The sequence below is a fragment of the Candidatus Pedobacter colombiensis genome (assembly GCA_029202485.1).
Classification (GTDB): domain Bacteria; phylum Bacteroidota; class Bacteroidia; order Sphingobacteriales; family Sphingobacteriaceae; genus Pedobacter; species Pedobacter colombiensis.
On sequence record CP119313.1, the window covers coordinates 4,675,948 to 4,696,734 of the forward strand.

Here is a 20,787-nt window from a genome sequence, read left to right on the forward strand (position 1 = left end):
CATTACTTTTTAAATAAGTATTGGTAAAACAAAAAAATACCTGAATTATGGATTATAGTCAAAGTTCGCATCTCATTTAAAAACAAGATCCATGAAAAGTATATCTCTATTTCTGCTTATTGCTTTAAGCACAGGCTTAATAAAAGCGCAAACTCCTCGTTTATTTCCTGCGGTACTTGAATCAGCAACTGTTTATCGGGCTGGTGCAGAATTGAATCATAAAGCCCGGATTAATATCCCCACTGGCACAAGCGAAATTGTCATCACTAATGTAGCCAATACCCTGGATGAAAACAGTATCCAGATCAGCGTTCCCCCAGGTGTTACGATCCTATCTACCAGTTTTAGCAAAGACTACCTTAAGCAAGACAACAATAGTCCTGCCTATCGCATCATTGAAGATAGTCTGACCTCAGCTAAAAGAGAGCTTGTTAAAGTTCAAAATAAAAGCATTGTAGAAGCAAACCTTTTAGGTTTATTAGATAAAAACCAGACCGTAGGTGGCACCAATATTGGCGTAAATGTAAATGAATTAATCAAAGTTGCAGATTATTATAAAAGCAAACAGCTCGAGTTGCGCAATAGCATAGCAACATTACAAGAAACAGAACAACACTGGCAAAGAAAAATTGCTAAGCTACAAAAGCAGTTGCTGGAACTAAGCCAGGACAAATCCGGCACAACGGGACAAGTCATCATCAACGTTTTAGCTACACAACCTGTTAATGCAGATTTTAACCTGAGTTACTTGTCCCCTAACGCGCAATGGCAGGCGTTTTATGACCTCAGAGCAGAGAATACAGCTTCACCTTTAAAGATTCTTTATAAAGCCAGCATAAGTCAGTATACAGGCATCGACTGGAAAAAGGTTAAGCTTAGTCTTTCTACAGGTAATCCAACACAAAATGGAACAGCCCCTTTATTATCCTCATGGTTTCTTCAATTCGGGACACCACAATATCAATATGCAAAACAACTAAGTGGAAAAACTTCCGGAATAATGATCAGAGGCTATAATCAAGAAGACAAGCAAGAACTCAAAGAAGTGGTGATCACCTCCATGGCTAAAGCAGCGCCTCAATTCAAACAGGTAGAAAACCAATTGAACGTAGTATTTGATGTCGATATCCCTTATGATATAGCCTCCAACAGCAAGCCACATAGTGTAATGCTGAAAGAAACCACTCAATCTGCTTCATTTAAATATTACAGCATTCCCAAAATGGACAACGATGTTTTCTTAATGGCTGAAATTACAGATTACGAAAAGTTAAACCTTTTACCGGGAGAAGCAAACCTCATATTCGAAAACAGTTACATCGGAAAATCTTATATCAATCCGAATGCGTTAAACGACACCTTAAAATTGAGTATGGGACGTGATAAAAAGATCATTATCAAACGCGAAAAAATAGCGGAACAAACGGGAGTTAAAACAATAGGAAGTAATAAGAAACAAACTTTTACTTACGAGATCACGATAAGAAATAGTAAAAAAGAAAACATAAACCTACAGCTCAAAGATCAATATCCAATATCAACTGATAAAGATATGGAAGTCGAATTACTCAGTTCAAGTGGTGCTGAAGTAGACAAAGAAACAGGAATCCTGACCTGGAACTTAAATATGAAACCATCCAGCACACAAAAGATTAGAATCAGCTATTCAGTTAAATACCCTAAGGATAAGGTTATTCCTAACTTATATTAATGATAAATCCCATTGTGGTTGTTAGTACAGAAAGCCAAACAACCACAATGGGATTTTGTTATTAATGCCACTTTCCAGGTTATCCATTGCTATGTACCCTTTATCAATACCCTCAATCTGCTTATTGGTTTTGCCTTTTCCACCGACTTCAAAGGTATAAGTATCATCTATTAAGAAGTCGCCTTTTAAAGGCAGATTAATATTATGTTTGCTATTGCTAAGCTGGTTCATAAAAAATGATTCCCTTAATGATCCGGTATCAACATTTTCAGGGGCAAGTGCATAAAGCAGATTGGTATTTTCCAGAAATATCTTATCAGGTTTTTGTAGAATACTAATACTTTTTCCATTAGCAGAAAGAGAATTGGTTAGCCTGGCATTGTTTAGATAATACAGGTATTCGACAATCATATTTCTGTGAATTCCTGTTTTCTCACTTAGTTTGGTGATGTTGGGTTTGAACGGGACATTGGTAGCTAGAATAGCCATCAGCTGATAGATTTTTCTAGAATGATGCGGATTAAATCCCGCAATAAACTGTAGATCTTCTTCAATGATTAAACGCACCACACGTTCTACACGAATCGCGTAAGTATTGATATTTTCGATGAAAAATGGATAATAACCATGTTGTAAATAGTCATTAAAATACTGAAGTGGCTTAAATTTTAAACTGAGCCCATTCGCAATTTCAATGTGGTGGGTCAAGATATCGGTTAGTTTTAGTGCTTCAAATTGTCCAACTCCAATGAATTGCAAAAACTCCCGATAGGAAAGGCCAGCCATTTCATACTGCACAGCACGCCTGCTTAAGTCTGCATTTTGGCGATTAATATCTATAATTGAAGATCCTGTAAATACAATTTTAAGGTCTTTATAAAAATCATAGATGTTTTTTATTTCTTTGGCCCAGTTGGGATATTTATGTACTTCATCAATAAATAGTATTTTTCCTCCTTGTTGCCTGAACTGTAGGGCCAGATCTGAAAGAAGGTGAGTAGTAAAATAAATATCATCCATTGTAATATATAAGGCTTCTTTACCCATTCCATATTCAGCCTTCATTCTTTGTAGCAGTAAGGTCGTCTTTCCAGTACCGCGAGCCCCTAAAATGGCAATTAATCTGTCCTGCCAGTCAATTGATTTTGCCAAAGGACGTACTATATCCATGGATTGTTCTGAGATGACTACGTTGGATTTTATTTGAAGATTCTCCATTTTGCTATTTATTTACAGCAAAAATAGAAATAATTGCTGTAAATAAATAGCAATTATACCATGAGAGAGTTTTTACTGAATAAAAAAAAGCCCTTACCAAATTGATAAGGGCCCTATATATTATGTTTACGATGATTAACCGTTCAATGCAGCCGCACCACTTACAATCTCTGTAAGCTCTGTTGTAATCGCTGCCTGACGTGCCTGGTTGTATGAAAGCTTCAATGCTTTTAACAAATCACCCGCATTCTCAGTCGCTTTATCCATTGAAGTCATACGTGCTCCATGCTCAGAAGCATGAGAATCCAATACCGCTTTATACAATTGCGTTTTAATAGATTTAGGGATCAGCTGTTCAACGATCGCTTCCTGAGAAGGCTCAAGGATATAATCAACCTTTGAAGCCTTTACAATTGTCTCATCTGTCTCTGCTTTAGGCAAAGGCAACAATTGCTCAGTAGTCAAAATCTGAACTGCAGCGTTTTTAAATCTATTGTAAACTACCTCCACTCTATCAAACTCACCTTTCACAAAGCCGGCCATAATGCCATCTGTGATTTTAGTTACATTTTCAAAAGTAAGTGCTGAATATACGTCGTTGTTGTTACCAATAACATTGTAATTGCGTTTCTCATAAAAATCCTGAGATTTCTTACCAATGGCTACGATACTTACATTACCTTTTTTGTATTGTTCGCTATATTTCTCGGCAATTAAGTTGTTAGTAGTTTTAATTACGTTCATATTGAACGCACCCGCTAAACCACGGTTAGAAGAAACTACTACAATCAATACCTTATTAGGCTCACGTTCTTGTATAAAAGGTGATGATGATCCTTCCAAGCTTGAAGAAAGATTTCCAAGAATCTCTTTAAGCTTAGTAGCATACGGACGTAATTGTACAATAGCATTGGTAGCACGTTTCAATTTAGCAGCCGAAACCATTTTCATGGCTTTGGTAATCTGCTGTGTAGATTGTACTGACGCTATACGAATTCTTACTTCTTTTAAATTAGCCATTCTTTTTTTGTATTAATATTTACTTGAAAGCTCTTTAGCTACAGTTTCCAATACACCTGTGATTGTATCATCAAACTTACCAGCTTTTAATGCTTTTAAAGTTTCAGCATGACGTTGCTCAAGTTGTTGTAAATATTCCGCTTCAAATTCCTTCACTTTGTTTACAGGAACAGAACGCATTAAGTTTTTAGTACCGATATAAATGATCGCAACTTGTTTCTCAACGGTCATTGGTGAGAACTGACCTTGTTTCAGGATCTCAACGTTACGTGCACCTTTATCTAATACCGATTTAGTAGCAGCATCAAGGTCAGAACCGAATTTAGAGAAAGCCTCTAACTCGCGGTATTGAGCCTGATCCAATTTCAACGTACCGGCAACTTTCTTCATCGACTTGATCTGAGCATTACCACCTACACGTGATACCGAGATACCTACGTTAATAGCCGGACGAATACCAGAGTTGAACAAGTTACTTTCTAAGAAGATCTGTCCGTCAGTAATCGAAATTACGTTAGTTGGGATATACGCAGAAACGTCACCAGCCTGAGTTTCGATGATAGGAAGTGCAGTTAATGAACCACCACCTTTAACGAGACCTTTTAAAGATTCAGGTAAATCGTTCATTCCCTGAGCGATCTCATCATTTGAGTTGATCTTTGCAGCACGCTCTAACAGACGGCTGTGAAGATAAAACACGTCACCAGGATAAGCCTCACGGCCCGGTGGACGACGCAATAACAAAGATACCTCACGGTAAGCTACAGCTTGTTTAGATAAATCATCATAAACAATTAATGCAGGTCTTCCTGTATCACGGAAGAACTCACCGATAGCCGCGCCAGAGAAAGGAGCGTAAAATTGTAATGGAGCTGGTTCAGCAGCAGAAGCTGCAACAACTACAGTATAAGGCATTGCACCATTTTCCTCTAAAGTACGAACGATGTTTGCTACTGTACTTGCTTTTTGTCCACAAGCTACATATATACAGAATACAGGGTTACCTGCTTCATAAAATTCTTTTTGGTTGATAATAGTATCGATACAAACCGCAGTTTTACCAATCTGACGGTCACCAATAACCAACTCACGTTGACCACGACCGATTGGAATCATCCCGTCGATAGCTTTGATACCTGTTTGTAAAGGCTCAGTAACCGGCTGACGATAGATCACACCAGGAGCTTTACGCTCGATCGGCATTTCATAAGTTTCACCAATGATTGGTCCTTTACCATCAATTGGTTCACCCAATGTATTTACAACGCGACCTAACATACCTTCACCAACTTTGATAGAGGCGATTTTCTTAGTACGTTTAATTGTATCACCTTCTTTGATCTCGTCAGATGGGCCTAATAATACCACACCAACATTATCTTCTTCAAGGTTTAAAACAATTCCTTGCAAGCCTGTTTCAAATTCAACTAACTCGCCCGATTGAACTTTAGTTAAACCATAAACACGGGCAATACCATCGCCCACCTGCAATACGGTACCAACTTCTTCAAGTTCTGCTTCTGATTTGAAGCCCGCCAATTGCTGCCTGATAATTGCCGATACTTCGTCTGGTCTTACCTCTACCATAATTTTATATTATTTCTTTTGTAAATTCAGTATTTGTTATCTCTATTTCGCTCTTGCTTAAACAATGCCCTGAGCAAATTCTTTTTTAAGTTTATTTAAACTGCTGGCAATACTCGCATCAAATTGCTTATCACCAACGGTTAAGATAAAGCCACCTATCAATTTGTCATTAACTTTCTCCTTAATCACAACTTCGTTGGCGCCAATTTCCTTTTTCACTATCGCTATAACCTCAGCTCTGCTTTCAGCAGTAAGCTCAGTAGCAGAAGTTACATTTGCTGTAACAATCCCTTTAATAGCGTTGTATTGTTCAATAAAAGCTTTTGCTGTATCAAATAGAATTGCAGAGCGGCCTTTGTTTACCATCAGCTTACTAAATGCTGCAGTAACCTCATTTACCTTACTTCCAAATATATTCTCCAAAATTCCTGCTTTCTTATTTAAAGGAATAATAGGATTATTAAGGATAGCTTCCAGCTCATGATTCTGATCAATCACCTGCTCTAAAAATACCATATCATTCTTAATTTCTTCCAGTGCATTGCGCTCTGTAGAAAGATCAATTAATGATTTGGCGTATCTCGATGCTGCTTTATTTTCTGACATATATTTTAGTTATGAGATGTGAAAATGTAGATATGAGTCTGTTCTCAAGTCTAGTTTAATTCAACATCTTTTAAAAGACTAGCCACTAAATCCTCTTGCTTAACTTTATCATGAAGCTGGTTACGCAATATGCGCTCAGCAATATCAAGAGATAAAGTTGAAACCTGATTTTTCAATTCAGCCAAAGCCGCTTTCTTTTGGTTTTCAATTTCAATCTTAGCCTTTTCAATCAGCTTAGTACCTTCATGGTGAGCCTGAGTTTTCGCTTCCTGAATAATATTATCTTTAAGCGCTTTCGCTTCTTTCAAGATCAAATCGCGCTCTGCACGAGCCTCTTTCATCAACTCTTCATTCTGAGCTGTTAAACGAGCCATCTCCAACTTAGCCAATTCAGCTTTATTTAAAGCCTCATCAATGCTCTGTTCACGCTCGTGAATAGCAGTAAGTATAGGTTTCCATGCAAATTTTTTAAGTAAAATTAACAAGCAAACAAAAGCTACAGCTGTCCAAAAAACTAATCCAATACTCGGGGTTACTAATTCCATCTTATATAATACTTTTAAACTTCTTCTTTTTTATTAAGGCAGGTAAAAAGCCAATCGCCAAATACCTGCCTGAATTTTGTTGGTTGACTATACAGGATTGTTTCCTAATAATGCAACAACTACACCGAATAGTGCAGCACCCTCAATAAGGGCAGCAGCAATAATCATTGCAGTTTGAATTTTAGATGCAGCCTCTGGTTGACGAGCAATACCTTCCATTGCTTTTCCACCAACCTGACCGATACCGATACCGGCACCAATTACTGCTAAACCGGCACCAATTGCCGCGATTGAACCTACCATAACTAATTTAATTTATATAATTTGTAAAAAATAGTTTCTAATTAATGATGCTCTTCTACTGCCATTCCAATGAACAATGCAGTAAGTAATGTAAATATAAAGGCTTGTAAAAACGCAACCAAAAGCTCCAGCACATCCATAAACAATACGAAAGCAACTGAAACAGGCGCGATAGCCAGGGTTTCAAAAATAAATATCAGGGAGATTAAACTCAACACGATGATGTGACCTGCTGTAATGTTAGCAAACAAACGAATCATCAATGCAAATGGCTTTGAAATCACACCGATAACCTCTACAATAACCATCAATGGCCACAACCAGAATGGTACACTCGGCAAAAAGATATGCTTCCAGTAGTATTTATTACCGTTGATATTTACAATAATCATGGTAAACAACGACAATACAAAAGTTAAAGAGATATTACCGGTAACGTTAGCACCTCCCGGGAAAATCGGAATCAAACCTAACATGTTGTTAATCCAGATAAAGAAAAACACAGTTAACAAATACGGCATAAACTTCGCATATTGATGGCCAATATTTGGTCTTGCTATATCATCTCTAACAAACAGAATGATAGGCTCAATAAAAGATTGTAATCCTTTAGGAGCTTTACCTGTACGTTTTCTATAAGCGCCGGCAACAGAAATAAAGATGAAAAGTATTACTACAACAGCAAATAACATTGCAGCAACATTCTTTGTAATCGAAAAATCAATCAACTTAGCTGAAGCAGCTTCATCAACCTTACCATCAGCACCAACAATCTTTACTTTATCCTCTACTAAACGATAAGTATTTTTAGGGCTGGTATAATCATGCTCCCCATGATGGAAATGACCTGATGAAAACAGATCCAAACCGGCAGGAGTATAAACAATTACAGGAAGCGGCAAAGAAAGATGCCCCCATAAATGCCACATATGCGAATCCGCAATATGCTCCATAATTACTTTTGTAGGTTCAAACTTTTCTTTTCCATGTTCAGCCCCATGCGATTCAGCATGAGCAGCTAAAGCCACCGTATCGTGAGCAAGAACAGCACTGTCAACCTGAGCAAATGCAGGTGACGCAACAGAAAAAAACGCTAAAAAAAGCGTAAAAACAACAATTAACCTATTCACTTTAAATTCAAAAACGTGGCTACAATCCATTTAGTCGCAGATTTTTACTATTTATTTTGGTGGCGCAAGTTACGTAACAAAGAGTATATTTCAAAGAAGCTGAACAATAAATATAAAGAAAAAAAATTTAACACTAAAATCATCCCTTTTTCCTTACTATTTAAGCTGTAAATCAGCACAAAAGCCATAGAAAAAAGCATCTTCAGGGCAATTGATCCCATAATAGCCATAATTCCCGCTTCAGGATTGCGTTTTATACCTAAAAAAGCCAGAACATAAGCAACAAAAGTGATCCCGGCCAAAAAGCCGAACAAAACCCAAAACTTTGCGACCAAAAGTTTAACATCAGGAAAAGCAATCGGAAGGAAATAGGCAATAGCGCCTAAAATAGCGGTATATAACAGGTAGGAAAGTATAAATTTGCTTAAACTCAATTCGGTAATTTTTCACAAAAGTATACAATAGTATTGGTTTCAACAATCAAGGTTCATTTTTATTCAACTGCTTTACAACCTGATACATCGCGACCCCTACCCCAAGCAAACTCAGTGCGGCGGTAAAAATCGGTGTTTTTGCCCTTCTGTAAGCATCTATCTTATAACCGATAAAAGCAAACACACCTATCACAACGATCATTTGAAAACTTATCGATGAGTATCGGGCAAAATTATTCAGACCTTTTTTCTTCTCATTAGGATCTATCATAAACAAATGATTTATAAATAAAACAGGTTTTGTTAAGAAGTTAATGATGAATAAAATACTTTTGCATATATTTTGTTGTTTATAAGCATTAAATCATCCTATAATTGAAAAGTTACGCTATTCACAATCTAAAGGTAATACTATTTAGTATATGCGTTTGCATAATATATGCCTGTGGAACACAAAAAGACAATGCCACCAGTCGTGGCATGCAAAATTTAACTGCCCGTTATAATTACATCTACAACTCAAACGTTATCCTTACTACCCATCAGCAAGAGCTTGCCGAAAGTTTCCGGGAAAATTACGATGAAATCCTTCCGGTTTACATCGGACCAGAGATCGATAGCAATTTCATGGTAAAGGATGGCGCCGCTGGCAAATCAATGGATAATATCATTAAAAAGGCACAAACTATCATTCTGGAAAAAAACAACAGCAATTACCTCGATGATGCTTATAACCTGTTGGGTAAAGCCCAATTTTATAAAGGGAACTATTTTAATGCAGCGGAGTACTTCGATTACACCACAATAAACTATAAAAAAAGCACTAAAAGTTATATTGAAGCGCTAAACTGGAAAGCCAGAAGTTTAATGCAGGTAAGAAGGCTTAGTGAAGCAAAGATTGTACTGGACACTTTGGCTTATGCCATTGCAGGTTTAAAGAAAAACACTTCAGAGCCATTGGCAACCCTTGCCCAAATGTCCATTTACCAACATAAGAATGCCGATGCCATTTTATATTTAAAAGACGCCATCAAAGAGAGCCATGATAGTCAGCACAGAATCAGGTGGACATACATCCTGGCCCAATTATCTGAGCAGCAGAAAAACTATAAAGACGCTTTATTAAGCTACCGTAAAGTCGAAAAGAGCAACGCGCCTTTCGAAATGTATTTCAACGCCAATTTAAACCGGATCAAGCTCAATGCCTTAAGGAGCACAAAAAAAACCAATAGACAGGATGAGCTACTCGCGCTTTTAAAGGACGATAAAAATACAGATTACAATGATCAGGTATATTACCAGATTGCCGAAAGCTTGTCTGCCGATGGCGATTATAATAATGCGATAAAAAATTACAGAAAATCTATTCAAAAAAGTACAAAGAACCAATACCAAAAAGGTCTTTCTTATTTAAGAATAGCCGATCTCAACTTTAAACAGCTCCACAACTATCTTAATGCAAAACTTTATTATGATAGTGCCGTAAACACATTACCTAAAAGCTACCCAGGCTACGATATCATTCTTAAAAAGAACCAAAACCTGGAATATTTAACCAGTCGCTATCAGATCATTGCAAAAGAGGATACACTACAGGCTATTGCCAGACTGTCCGAACAGGATCGTCAGGCAAAAATACAAGCGATATTAAATCCTGTTACAGACAAACCCGTGATTGCCGATCAAAATAATATTGGCATAAACACACCTGGCACTCTGGACGCTGGAAATAAAAAAACACCAACTTCCAGCACCTATTACTTTAATAATGCGGGAGCTTTAAGCACCGGTTATTCGGATTTCAAAAAGAAATGGGGAAACAGGAAGCTGGAGAACAACTGGCGTCAAAGTATTCGTTCATCTGCACAAAGCACCATTCAGGACATAACAAACAACATTAACACCCCTGTAGTTGTAGATCAGGGACAAAATATATTAGCCTCGGCAGATCAAAATGCTGAAATCAAAGCGTATGCTGATGCCTTGCCAACCACTCCACAATTGCTGGCCATATCGAATCAAAAAATCATTGATGCTTATTATGACAATGCCAATTTCTATTTACAGGAGCTCAATGATCCTGAGGAAGCAGCAGAAGTTTATCAAATTCTTTTAGCACGTTTTCCGGCAAACAATCATTTATCAGCCACCTACTATAGCCTGTTCCTCATCTCTAAAAATAAAGATGAAGCAGCGGCCAATAATTACAGAAACAAAATTTTAACAGAATACCCAAACTCTGTATACGCAAAAACCATCATTGATCCATCCTTCTCCATTAAACAGTCTGAACTGGAAACAGCGATCAACAAACAGTATAACGACATCTTTGAACAATATCAAAAGAAAGATTTTAACGGGGTGATTCAACGAGTAGATGAAGCCCAGAAGACGAACGGTGAAAACTACCTATCCCCTCAGTACGCCTATCTAAAGGCTATCGCCATAGGAAGAACCAATCCTTTAGATCCGCTGTTAACCGCCTTTAATACCATCACAACAACATTCCCTGACGACAGATTGATCACTCCATTGGCGAAAGATCATATTGCTTATATCAATGCACATCTGGCCGACTTTCAAAAAAGAAAAATTGCATTACCGGATTTTGACCCTAACGAATCTCCTTTCAAAATAGCACAAGTATCCGCACCAATTGCAGTACCTGCACCTATACAAACATCCTTACCGGCCCCACAATCTGAAGCGCCAGAAACGGTTAAACCAGCAGAAAAACCAGTTACACCAATCGCTGTAAATACCGAAAAGCCTGTGACACCTGTTCCGGCTAAAATAGAAAGCATCTTCAGTACAGCCACCTCTACCGTATACTATTATGTAGTTGATGTAGCTGATGCAGCTTTAACACTTAGTTCATCACGCTTTGGCATCGGACAATTCAACAGGGGAAATTATGCCGGTTTTAACTTAAAACATCAACTGAAAGAATTTGACAATGATCAGCTGATATATGTAGGGAACTTTAGTAATTTTGACGACGCAAAAACTTATGCAACGGGAATTACGCCACAATTAAAACAGATTATGAAAGTGCCCGCTAACATTTACAGCAGCTTCATCATCAGTAAAGAAAACTTTGATAGATTAACCAGTAAAGATTTGTTAAACAAATACCTGGATTTTTATAAAAACAATTATTAAAATGAGCAAACAACTTTCGAAAGAAGATATCAGGAAGTACAATTTTGGGTTATGGAAGCTATTAATAGGTGGGATCGTATTGTTTGCACTGTTCATTATGGCCATTGGATTTGGTGTATTTGGTACCCTTCCATCTTTCAGAGATATTGAACACCCCAAAAGTAATCAGGCATCAGAAATTTTAGCTGATGACAACAAGGTATTGGGCACCTATTTTATACAGAACCGTTCCAACATCAGCTATCAGGAAATTTCCCCGAATGTCATCAATGCATTAATTGCCACAGAGGATGTACGCTTTAAAGAACATTCAGGTATCGATTTTAAACGTACTTTTACCATATTTCTTTACGCCCTGATAGGGAAAAAACAAGGTGGTAGTACCATTACCCAACAGCTGGCGCTGAACCTTTTCTCGGAAGAAGGAAGACAAAAAAACTTCATCAAGCGTATCGTACAAAAATTTCAGGAATGGGTTATTGCGGTAAAGCTGGAGCGTAATTATACCAAAGAAGAAATTTTGGTGATGTACCTCAATACTGTTGATTTTGGAAATCAGGCTTATGGCATCAAATCCGCCGCCAGGGTTTATTTTGATACTACTCCGGATAAATTAACCGTTGCGCAATCAGCTACCTTGATTGGCATTCTTAAAGGTATCAGCAGATACTCTCCAACACGTAATCCTGATCGCGCATTGGCACGTAGAAATACCATCATGGGATTAATGGTAAAGGCCGACCTACTTACCCAGCAGCAGTTGGATACTGAAAAAGAAAAACCACTTGGTCTTCATTTTAGTGCAGCAACAGTAAATGATGGTATCGCACCTTATTTCAGGGCGGTATTAAAAAACGACATCAAAAGAATTTTCCAGGAGCGTAATATATCCAATAATGGTGTGCCTTACGATTTAGATAGGGATGGTCTAAAGATCTATACTACCTTAAATTATGACATGCAGATCTATGCCGAAGAAGCCCAGAAAGAGTATATGAAGATTCTGCAGGTTTCATTTGACAAAAGCTGGAAAGGCAGAGATCCATTTAAGGGCAAAGAAGTTCAGATAGAACAAGGTATTAAAAGATCCGACCGTTACAAGGCCCTTCAAATGGAAGGAAAATCGGAACAAGAGATCAAACAAGATTTCAATACGCCGACCAGACTTAGCATTTTTACCTGGAGGGGCAACATTGACACCTTAATGAAGCCTATCGACTCGGTAAAATACTATAAAATGTTACTCAGAAATGCCATGATGGCTATGGATCCCCAAACAGGATCTGTTAAAGCATGGGTTGGTGGCATCAATTACGAGCATTTTAAATATGATCAGGTAAAAATGGGAACCAGGCAAGTGGGCTCTACCGCTAAACCTTTCACCTATACCGTGGCCATAGAGAATGGCATTTCACCATGTCAGACTGTATTAAATGAACCTGTAACCATCGAAATACCAGGAAGTCCACCATGGACGCCAAGATCTTCGGGTACAGTTCCGGGTTATTTAACACTACAAAAAGCACTGGCATTGTCACAAAACTACATAGCGGCCTACTTAATCAAACAGGTAGGGGCTACTGCAGTAGCCACACTAGCTAAAAAAATGGGTATTACATCCGATGTACCAGCCTACCCATCCATAGCATTGGGCTCATTTGATGCCTCTGTTTACGATATGGTTGGTGCCTATAGTGTATTTGCCAATAAAGGAACCTGGACTAAGCCCACTTACATCGTAAGAATTGAAGACAGAAATGGTGTTGTGCTTTACACGGAGAAACCTATTCCAAAACCAGTGCTTAGCGAAGAAGTTGCCTATGTAATGACCCGAATGCTCAGAGGTGTGGTAACCAATGGTACAGGTTGGCGCTTAGCCGGAAAATACGGAGTTAAAGCAGCTATTGGCGGTAAAACTGGTACCACACAAAACAACTCTGATGGTTGGTTTATGGGGATCAGTCCGCAGTTGGTTGCCGGCGTTTGGACAGGTTGCGAAGACCGTGCATTCCATTTCACCAGTACCTCAGGTGGCGATGGGGCAACAACGGCATTGCCAATCTTTGCAGGTTTTATGAAACGTGTTTATGCCAATCCAAAGTTGAAAATTTCACAAGCAGACTTTGAGCTTCCTAAAGGTGGAGTCTCCATTGTTTATGACTGCGATAAATATCAGCAACAGGAACAAAAGACTGAATCAGACGAGAAATTAGGTTTTTAATAACCCTTAGCTTAATATATTCATGAGTGCTTTCGATTATAAAAAGGCCCTGTCCGACATTCCACATAATCCTGGTGTATACCAGTATTGGGATGCTGAAGGCACGCTTATTTATATTGGTAAAGCCAAAGATTTAAGAAACAGGGTTGGCTCCTATTTTAACAAGGACAATCAGATGAATGGAAAAACCAGGGTACTGGTTTCCAAAATCCGCAACATTACATTTACCATTGTTGATACCGAAATTGATGCCTGGCTTTTAGAGAACAGCCTGATTAAGAAGCATCAACCCAGGTACAACATCATGCTTAAAGATGATAAGACCTATCCATGGATCATCATCAAAAAAGAACCCTTTCCGCGTTTGTACTGGACAAGGAAAATGATTAAGGATGGATCTACTTATTTTGGTCCATATGCATCGGTAGGAATGATGCATACCATTCTGGATTTAATCAAAGAAACCTATCCATTGCGAACTTGCAACTTACCGCTCAGTGCTAAAAATATTGAGGATGGGAAGTTCAAAGTCTGCCTCGAATACCAGATTGGAAACTGCAAAGGTCCTTGTCAGGCTTATCAGACAGCGGCAGACTACGACTCCAATATAGAGGAGATTAAAGACATCTTAAACGGAAAGATAGGCAATGTCATCAAGGATGTAAAGCAGGTCATTAAAAATGCTGCTGCCGATTTAAACTTCGAGCATGCACATCAATACCAGCTCAAACTACAGGTGCTCGAAAAATATCAAAGCAAGTCTACCGTTGTTAACAGTGCCATCACTAATATAGATGTGGTTAGTATTGCGTCAGACGAGCGCTATGCTTTCGTAAATTACCTGAAAGTGATGAATGGTAGCATCATTCAAACCCAAACCATCGAGATCAAGAAGCGCCTGGATGAAACCGATGAAGAGCTCCTTACCATCGCCATTACAGAATTCCGTACCCGATTTAACAGTACATCCAAAGAGATCATCGTTCCTTTCGACATTGTACTGCTGGATGAGGACCTTAAATTTACAGTTCCAAAATTGGGCGAAAAGAAAAAGTTACTCGAACTTTCTCAAAAAAATGTACTATTCTTCAAAAAGGAGAAGCTAAACCAATACGAGAAGTTAAATCCAGATTTGCGTACTGACAGGATCCTTACCCAAATGCAAAAAGATCTTGGGCTTACCAAATTACCTAAACATATCGAATGCTTTGATAACTCTAATTTCCAGGGAGCCTATCCGGTGTCTGCAATCGTAGTATTTAAAGACGCTAAACCTTCCAAAAAAGATTACAGGCACTTTAACGTAAAAACCGTTGAAGGACCAAATGATTTTGCAACAATGGAAGAAGCGGTTTACAGGCGATATAAGCGCATGCTTGAAGAAGAGGAGACTTTGCCTCAACTCATCATCATTGACGGCGGTAAAGGCCAGCTTTCTTCTGCTATGACGAGCTTAAAAAAATTAGGTATAGAAAAGAAGGTAACGGTAATTGGAATTGCCAAGCGATTGGAAGAACTATTCTTTCCCGGAGATCCCTATCCGCTGTACCTGGATAAGAAATCAGAGACCTTAAAAGTTATTCAGCAATTACGTGATGAGGCGCACCGCTTCGGCATTACCTTTCACAGAAAGAAGAGAGACCAGGGTACACTCAAGACAGAACTTGAACAAATTCCCGGTATTGGAAAAACTACCGCAGACAAATTGCTTCAACATTTCAAATCTGTAAAAAAGATAAAAGAGGCCCAGGAAGCAGAATTGCAAAAGGTACTCAACAAAGCGCAGGCAAAAGCGTTAATGGACTATTTCAAGGGGAGCCAGAAACTTTAAGGAACCAGGATCAAAGAGTCAGGATATGAAGAGGAAAGACTAGAAGGGCAAGGATAAGGGAACTAAATTATAAAAGCCCGAATACAAGTATTAAACTGTATTCGGGCTTTTATAATTTTAAGTTCTAGTTATGCGCCTGGTCTTTAATCCTGGCTCCTTACTCCTGGTTCCTAATACTCCCACAAACTTTGTTCGTAATCTGAAATGGATTTTTTAATCCTTTCAGACTCGTATAATTTTCTGGTGTCTTTAGGATCAGTCTGACCCAATATGTCTACAATATTTTTATTTGCAGGATTTGTCTCTTTAACAATGTAGCTGGAGAACAAACGTCTCACAAAGAAATCATCAAAAGTAAGCTGCGAAGCATCATTAAGAGGGTTAGTTAAACGTTTTTTACTTAACAACTCCCTTGCATCATCATAATAGATCCAGAATACCGGTTGCCAGTTCCCTTCTACCATTTTCATAGGTGCCAGACCTATAATCCTTGGTTCAAAAATAGAACGCTTGATATCCAGTATCCAATCTTCCTTAATTCTGAATTTCAGAAACTCGTCAGATCTTAGTTTTCTCAATGTCGGTTCAGCAACTTTGCCTGTTGTAGGATCTGCTCCCCCTTCGGTTAGCCCCCTGGCAGCTTCTGATGCCTGTTTGGCAGTCAGCGCAATTCTAAATGAGTCATTGTCTTCCAAAAGCTTTCCTGCAGTTGTATCCTTAGGAGAATATGCAGTAAGCTCTTCGTTAGAAACAGCTTCGAGTAAAATATCAATCAGTTTTGCATTTTCTGCTTTCAACACAGAATTAATGGTATCTCTTAAATCAATTTCACGCCAGATACGTTTTGCATAATACACGTCTTCCTCTCTTACATCAGCATACGGAACCATTACATTGCTGTCAACATCCGCTCTAACAGAGTACCCATCTTTTGGTGGAGTTTTAATCTTCTTATTCACCTTCGATACCGGTTCAAGCGGTACAGGCGGTGCTGTTACCACAGGTGCCTGCACAACAGCAGGTTTTGCTGCTGGCTTAGCGGCCGGCTTCTTATTGCGTTGTGCAAAAGAAGCTGAGCACAAGAACAGGATTAAGACTGTATACAAAACCTTTTTCATCATCTCTTCTATTTAGCTATAAATGTTATTCCATCTAAAACCTTTTGTCTACCATCAGGTCCTTCGCAAACAATATCTTTAAAAATAATGGTAGCACCAGGCTTAATAGAGTTTAAAGCACCTTTTATTTGTCCACCAAAGCCACCACCAGTATTTGCAATAGTAACAGCATCAGAGCGGGGATTAATAAAAGTTGCAGAGAACCTGACTACCTTAAATTTAACATCAAAAACAAAGTCTTCCAACTGGGTATCAATAGCACCAGCACCTTCCATCCATTCCATAGGAACATTACCGCCGGATTTACCTTTAATATAAGCTTTTGGTGTAGGCAAGGCTTTAACTCTGAATTGCTGAGCGCCAAGGTTCAATGTTTTACCTCCATTATTAGCAGAAACATTAATACTTAATGTTTTTCCTACCTGATCACCGCCGACAAGTACAGCATATTGTCCGCTTCCTTCTTTTTTGATTGATCCGCCCGAAATGCTTGCATTTACACTTTCCAATGGGAAACCTGCAGCTGATACAGAGAACGGATTTGGAATACCAGCATAGATCACATTCATTTTATCAGGAGAAACGGTTGCTGAAGGCTTGGCTACCTGATAGCTTTGTTCGGCAGTAGGGTATTCTTTTACCGTACCATCAGTTTGTTTCACGCGAATAATACCTTTCCATTTAAATACACCCACACTTCCCGTACTACCGGTATAAGTTCCTTTACCGTCTTTTACAGCAAGGTTACTTCCACCTACAGATATCTGTGGATTAGAGCGGCTATCGCTGGCTGTTAAAAATACTTCGGCAGTATAAGGCTGACCTTGTACCACATATGAACTAGGCGCTACAGCCACAGCTTCAAAGTGATCCAGATTAACCAACGCCTTATCCATATTGCCAAACAGTTTTTTTACTATTTCAGCTTCTGCATTTTTAACATCAGATTGAATTTTACTTAAGATCGTGTTGGCAGCAGTAAGGGGTGTACCCTCACCAAAATTAATGTCAACCCATTCCTTTTTTCCATTTACAGATTTCACTGCATCTTTGGCTTCTAAAGAAAAGGTTACATGTGCACGATCCTTTTCGTCCAACAGGCCAATCAATTTCTCACGGGTCTCATTAATTTTGTCTTTTAACTTAAACCCTTCCTTTTTGTTAACCATGATGCCCTGGGCAATATCCATGTTATCCCTAAGCTTGATATCACCTGTTTCTTCATTGATACCTTCACCTGCTTTAAGGAACTCATCTTTTAATTGCTGAACATAATTGTTCAGGTCATCAGCAAGCGCCTTAGCCTTATTGGCTTTCTCCCAAATCGGTTGGGCTCTGGCTGGTTCATCTTTTAGTTTTGTACCTTCAAACGACGCAAATAATTGATCGATACTTGTATTTACGTTGGTTTTAGAAGAAACCAAACTGTCGTTTATATTTTTAAAGGCATTTAGTATGGTATCTGATACGTTTAAAGCGAGCATCGCTAACAATACCAAATACATGATATTGATCATCTTCTGCCTCGTTGATTCTTTTCCTCCGGCCATTTTATAATTAGGTCTGTCTGGTTAAAATAATAACTAATTGATTGCTAATTATACACGTGGCTGGTTCATAGCCGACAGCATATTACCATAGATGGCATTCAATGAAGATAAGTTTTTGGCCAATTTACCAACCTCGTCTTTAAACTGTTTAGAATCTTCCATAGATTCATTAAAGTTATTCATCGTTAATGATAAATTCTGATAGAATTTATTCATTGATTTAAGATGTGCGCTCGAATCTTGTAATTCCAATTCGTATACAGCATTTAAAGCAGAAAGATTTTTAGCTAATGCATTTACCTGGTCATGGTATGCTGTAGCGGAAGTATTACTTTCGCCCATTTCTACCAGTTGAGTTGTCGCTTTTTGGAAAGCCCCATTCAATGAATCGAAACTTGCAGAAGCAGTTTTGATTTTAGCTGTAAATTCTGTTGTAGCAGCAGAAGTATCCGCAACGTTTGAGATTGCAGTAACTTTATCGCCGAAGGTACGCAAACCGTTACCCAGACTTTCAATCAATTCAGGACCAATTTTAGCGTTAATCATATTATCTAAGGCAGCAGTTGAAGAAGAACCTGCTACAGCCACCTGAGCAACTGGAACCTTACGTGTCTCTCCGTTATAATCAGCACTCAGTTCAGGATAAACTCTTTCCCAGGGAAGTTCCGGTTCCGGCTGTCTAAATCCTGTTAAGAAGAATAGAAAAGCCTCAACTCCCAAACCAATACCTATCGCTAAATTACCGAAGGCTCCTCCAATGTGTAATATTTTAAACAAGGCGCCTATAATTACAATACTGGCTCCCCAGGATATTGCAACGTGTAACCAATCGAATTTCTTTTTTGCTGCCATTTTCTTCGTTAATAAGGATGTTTGATGATTATTTTTTGGTTTTTTATTAGTTTCTGTAGTTGATATCAGTACCCGGGTATGCTGAGATACACCTGAAACCAATATATGATCTGGCTTGATCCTGATACTCGTATGTAGCAACAGAATTTTGAAGGAAGAAGCCAATATCCTTCCATGATCCACCCCTTACCACTTTACGTTTCAGGTACTTGCTGTCGCCTGTTTTGGCCACGTACGTAAAGTTAGGGTTAAAATCAAGTAGCATTGGGGCTGCCGATTGGTTATAAGCAGTTATAGTCCATTCCGCTACGTTACCAGCCATATTGTACAAGCCATAATCGTTAGGGAAATAAGATTTTACGTTCACAGTGTATAAGCCACCATCATCAGAGTAATTTCCACGTCCCACCTTAAAGTTTGCTTGCATACAACCTTTTGTATTACGTACATAAGGTCCGCCCCATGGATACTTAGTTTTTACGTTACCACCTCTTGCGGCATACTCAAACTGCGCATCACTTGGCAGCTGGTATTCAGGTCTTGAATTTGCAGGTAATTTTCTTGCCGAAGCAACTGACTCATAGAAACGGGTACGCCATACGCAAAAGGCACTGGCCTGTTCCCATGTTACACCTACAACAGGATACTCATCATAAGAAGGGTGATTAAAATAAGTTTTCACCATAGGATCATTCTGAGAATAAGAATAATCTACTTTCCAAACCAGCGTATCAGGATAAACAGGTACTGATGGATGGTGATTTGGGTTTGAAGGATCCGGATTATCGGTATAAGTAATGATAAAATCCTGTCTTTTTTTGGATGGGTCTTTTCTACCTTCAACAGCCAGGTCTGAACTCACATAGCTATAAGCATATTTAAGCTTCCTGATATCGATTTCATTTTTACCTGGTAAGGCATCTGCACCGCTATAATACATATCGGTTAACTTGTTGCCCATGCCACCATTTTTCTTACTCCAAAGTAAAGAACCGTTGCCTACTTTTTTCCAGTCAATATCTCTATTGGCTCCTAAAGCGGCTGCACCATTAGCACCCTTAGGTGCAGGTTTAAAGTAAGCCGGAGCCACCGTAGGACCTAAAGAGGTTACCGCAACTGAATCTCTTACCCAAGCCACAAACTGTCTGTACTCGGCATTTGAGATTTCGGTCTGATCCATAAAAAAGGCACTGAATGAAGTCATCCTACTCGGAGAGCCTTGCGAGTTATTGATATCTTCATCGGACATTCCAATTAATGTTCTTCCGGGTGGTATATATACCATCCCCAATGGAATTTTATTATTCCTGAATTTCCTATTATAAACTCCTACCAGTTCTCCCTGTCCTCCTTTTCCACAACTTGAAAATAATCCAGCGATAATAATAAAAGCAACGAAGTATAAGTTTCTCATAATAGCGTTAAGCAATTTTATAACAATTTTATTAATAATGATTGATATAAACAATTATTAGGTCATAAAAATGTGACCTAATCTA

General features: G+C 38.6%; 17 protein-coding genes. 4 read left to right on the forward strand and 13 right to left on the reverse strand.

The window, feature by feature from the left end:
* The first annotated feature begins 91 nt into the window (after positions 1–91).
* Positions 92–1,711 carry a DUF4139 domain-containing protein gene (locus P0Y49_19440; protein ID WEK18951.1) on the forward strand — a complete coding sequence of 540 codons (1,620 nt, stop codon included), beginning with the start codon at positions 92–94 and terminating at the stop codon, positions 1,709–1,711.
* A gap of 21 nt (positions 1,712–1,732) precedes the next feature.
* Here P0Y49_19440 and P0Y49_19445 read toward each other — a convergent pair whose 3' ends face one another.
* The 9 genes from P0Y49_19445 to P0Y49_19485 all read right to left on the reverse strand — a co-directional run bounded on the left by P0Y49_19445 (position 1,733) and on the right by P0Y49_19485 (position 8,825).
* Positions 1,733–2,929, reverse strand: a complete 1,197-nt coding sequence (locus P0Y49_19445; protein WEK18952.1) for an AAA family ATPase — start codon at positions 2,927–2,929, stop codon at positions 1,733–1,735.
* A 135-nt stretch (positions 2,930–3,064) separates the two neighbouring features.
* The gene (atpG, locus tag P0Y49_19450) at positions 3,065–3,949 is read right to left on the reverse strand and encodes an ATP synthase F1 subunit gamma (GenBank protein WEK18953.1); all 885 of its coding nucleotides are present in this window, start codon (positions 3,947–3,949) and stop codon (positions 3,065–3,067) included.
* Between the two features lie 12 nt (positions 3,950–3,961).
* Positions 3,962–5,536, reverse strand: a complete 1,575-nt coding sequence (gene atpA, locus P0Y49_19455) for a F0F1 ATP synthase subunit alpha (protein ID WEK18954.1) — start codon at positions 5,534–5,536, stop codon at positions 3,962–3,964.
* Between the two features lie 57 nt (positions 5,537–5,593).
* Complete coding sequence (atpH, locus tag P0Y49_19460; GenBank protein ID WEK18955.1) at positions 5,594–6,142, reverse strand: ATP synthase F1 subunit delta; 549 nt, start codon at positions 6,140–6,142, stop codon at positions 5,594–5,596.
* A gap of 50 nt (positions 6,143–6,192) precedes the next feature.
* The gene (locus P0Y49_19465) at positions 6,193–6,687 is read right to left on the reverse strand and encodes a F0F1 ATP synthase subunit B (GenBank protein WEK18956.1); all 495 of its coding nucleotides are present in this window, start codon (positions 6,685–6,687) and stop codon (positions 6,193–6,195) included.
* 87 nt (positions 6,688–6,774) lie between these two features.
* Positions 6,775–6,990, reverse strand: a complete 216-nt coding sequence (atpE, locus tag P0Y49_19470) for an ATP synthase F0 subunit C (protein ID WEK18957.1) — start codon at positions 6,988–6,990, stop codon at positions 6,775–6,777.
* A gap of 41 nt (positions 6,991–7,031) precedes the next feature.
* Positions 7,032–8,150: a F0F1 ATP synthase subunit A gene (atpB, locus tag P0Y49_19475; GenBank protein WEK18958.1), complete on the reverse strand. Its 1,119-nt coding sequence runs from the start codon at positions 8,148–8,150 to the stop codon at positions 7,032–7,034.
* A 17-nt stretch (positions 8,151–8,167) separates the two neighbouring features.
* Complete coding sequence (locus P0Y49_19480) at positions 8,168–8,455, reverse strand: hypothetical protein (protein WEK18959.1); 288 nt, start codon at positions 8,453–8,455, stop codon at positions 8,168–8,170.
* 145 nt (positions 8,456–8,600) lie between these two features.
* Positions 8,601–8,825: an AtpZ/AtpI family protein gene (locus tag P0Y49_19485; protein ID WEK18960.1), complete on the reverse strand. Its 225-nt coding sequence runs from the start codon at positions 8,823–8,825 to the stop codon at positions 8,601–8,603.
* A gap of 209 nt (positions 8,826–9,034) precedes the next feature.
* On the opposite strand from P0Y49_19485, the gene P0Y49_19490 reads away from it, so the two are divergent.
* From P0Y49_19490 to uvrC, 3 genes are read left to right on the forward strand one after another with little or no spacing between them, the layout of a single operon-like run.
* Positions 9,035–11,716 carry a gliding motility protein gene (locus P0Y49_19490; protein ID WEK18961.1) on the forward strand — a complete coding sequence of 894 codons (2,682 nt, stop codon included), beginning with the start codon at positions 9,035–9,037 and terminating at the stop codon, positions 11,714–11,716.
* A 1-nt stretch (position 11,717) separates the two neighbouring features.
* Entirely contained in the window at positions 11,718–13,937 is a 2,220-nt protein-coding gene (locus tag P0Y49_19495; protein WEK18962.1) for a transglycosylase domain-containing protein, read from the forward strand.
* Between the two features lie 22 nt (positions 13,938–13,959).
* On the forward strand, positions 13,960–15,768 hold the full coding sequence (uvrC, locus tag P0Y49_19500; GenBank protein ID WEK18963.1) for an excinuclease ABC subunit UvrC: 1,809 nt from the start codon (positions 13,960–13,962) through the stop codon (positions 15,766–15,768).
* A 170-nt stretch (positions 15,769–15,938) separates the two neighbouring features.
* Here the strand turns inward: uvrC and gldN are convergent, their stop codons facing one another.
* Genes gldN through P0Y49_19520 form a run of 4 tightly spaced genes read right to left on the reverse strand, consistent with a single transcriptional unit; the run spans position 15,939 to position 20,702 of the window.
* A complete protein-coding gene (gene gldN / locus P0Y49_19505; GenBank protein ID WEK18964.1) occupies positions 15,939–16,889 on the reverse strand; it encodes a gliding motility protein GldN in 951 nt (316 codons plus the stop codon).
* A 5-nt stretch (positions 16,890–16,894) separates the two neighbouring features.
* Entirely contained in the window at positions 16,895–18,436 is a 1,542-nt protein-coding gene (gene gldM, locus P0Y49_19510; GenBank protein ID WEK18965.1) for a gliding motility protein GldM, read from the reverse strand.
* A 48-nt stretch (positions 18,437–18,484) separates the two neighbouring features.
* Positions 18,485–19,288, reverse strand: coding sequence for a gliding motility protein GldL (gene gldL, locus P0Y49_19515; GenBank protein WEK18966.1), 804 nt, complete (start codon positions 19,286–19,288; stop codon positions 18,485–18,487).
* Positions 19,289–19,334: 46 nt separating this feature from the next.
* Positions 19,335–20,702 carry an SUMF1/EgtB/PvdO family nonheme iron enzyme gene (locus tag P0Y49_19520; GenBank protein ID WEK18967.1) on the reverse strand — a complete coding sequence of 456 codons (1,368 nt, stop codon included), beginning with the start codon at positions 20,700–20,702 and terminating at the stop codon, positions 19,335–19,337.
* Positions 20,703–20,787 lie beyond the last annotated feature (85 nt).

Bases quoted from the DNA above. Each gene is read 5' to 3' on its own strand.
- P0Y49_19440 (WEK18951.1), top strand. From the start codon at position 92: ATGAAAAGTATATCTCTATTTCTGCTTATTGCTTTAAGCACAGGCTTA.
- P0Y49_19445 (WEK18952.1), bottom strand. From the start codon at position 2,929: ATGGAGAATCTTCAAATAAAATCCAACGTAGTCATCTCAGAACAATCC.
- atpG (WEK18953.1), bottom strand. From the start codon at position 3,949: ATGGCTAATTTAAAAGAAGTAAGAATTCGTATAGCGTCAGTACAATCT.
- atpA (WEK18954.1), bottom strand. From the start codon at position 5,536: ATGGTAGAGGTAAGACCAGACGAAGTATCGGCAATTATCAGGCAGCAA.
- atpH (WEK18955.1), bottom strand. From the start codon at position 6,142: ATGTCAGAAAATAAAGCAGCATCGAGATACGCCAAATCATTAATTGAT.
- P0Y49_19465 (WEK18956.1), bottom strand. From the start codon at position 6,687: ATGGAATTAGTAACCCCGAGTATTGGATTAGTTTTTTGGACAGCTGTA.
- atpE (WEK18957.1), bottom strand. From the start codon at position 6,990: ATGGTAGGTTCAATCGCGGCAATTGGTGCCGGTTTAGCAGTAATTGGT.
- atpB (WEK18958.1), bottom strand. From the start codon at position 8,150: ATGGATTGTAGCCACGTTTTTGAATTTAAAGTGAATAGGTTAATTGTT.
- P0Y49_19485 (WEK18960.1), bottom strand. From the start codon at position 8,825: ATGATAGATCCTAATGAGAAGAAAAAAGGTCTGAATAATTTTGCCCGA.
- P0Y49_19490 (WEK18961.1), top strand. From the start codon at position 9,035: ATGCAAAATTTAACTGCCCGTTATAATTACATCTACAACTCAAACGTT.
- P0Y49_19495 (WEK18962.1), top strand. From the start codon at position 11,718: ATGAGCAAACAACTTTCGAAAGAAGATATCAGGAAGTACAATTTTGGG.
- uvrC (WEK18963.1), top strand. From the start codon at position 13,960: ATGAGTGCTTTCGATTATAAAAAGGCCCTGTCCGACATTCCACATAAT.
- gldN (WEK18964.1), bottom strand. From the start codon at position 16,889: ATGATGAAAAAGGTTTTGTATACAGTCTTAATCCTGTTCTTGTGCTCA.
- gldM (WEK18965.1), bottom strand. From the start codon at position 18,436: ATGGCCGGAGGAAAAGAATCAACGAGGCAGAAGATGATCAATATCATG.
- gldL (WEK18966.1), bottom strand. From the start codon at position 19,288: ATGGCAGCAAAAAAGAAATTCGATTGGTTACACGTTGCAATATCCTGG.
- P0Y49_19520 (WEK18967.1), bottom strand. From the start codon at position 20,702: ATGAGAAACTTATACTTCGTTGCTTTTATTATTATCGCTGGATTATTT.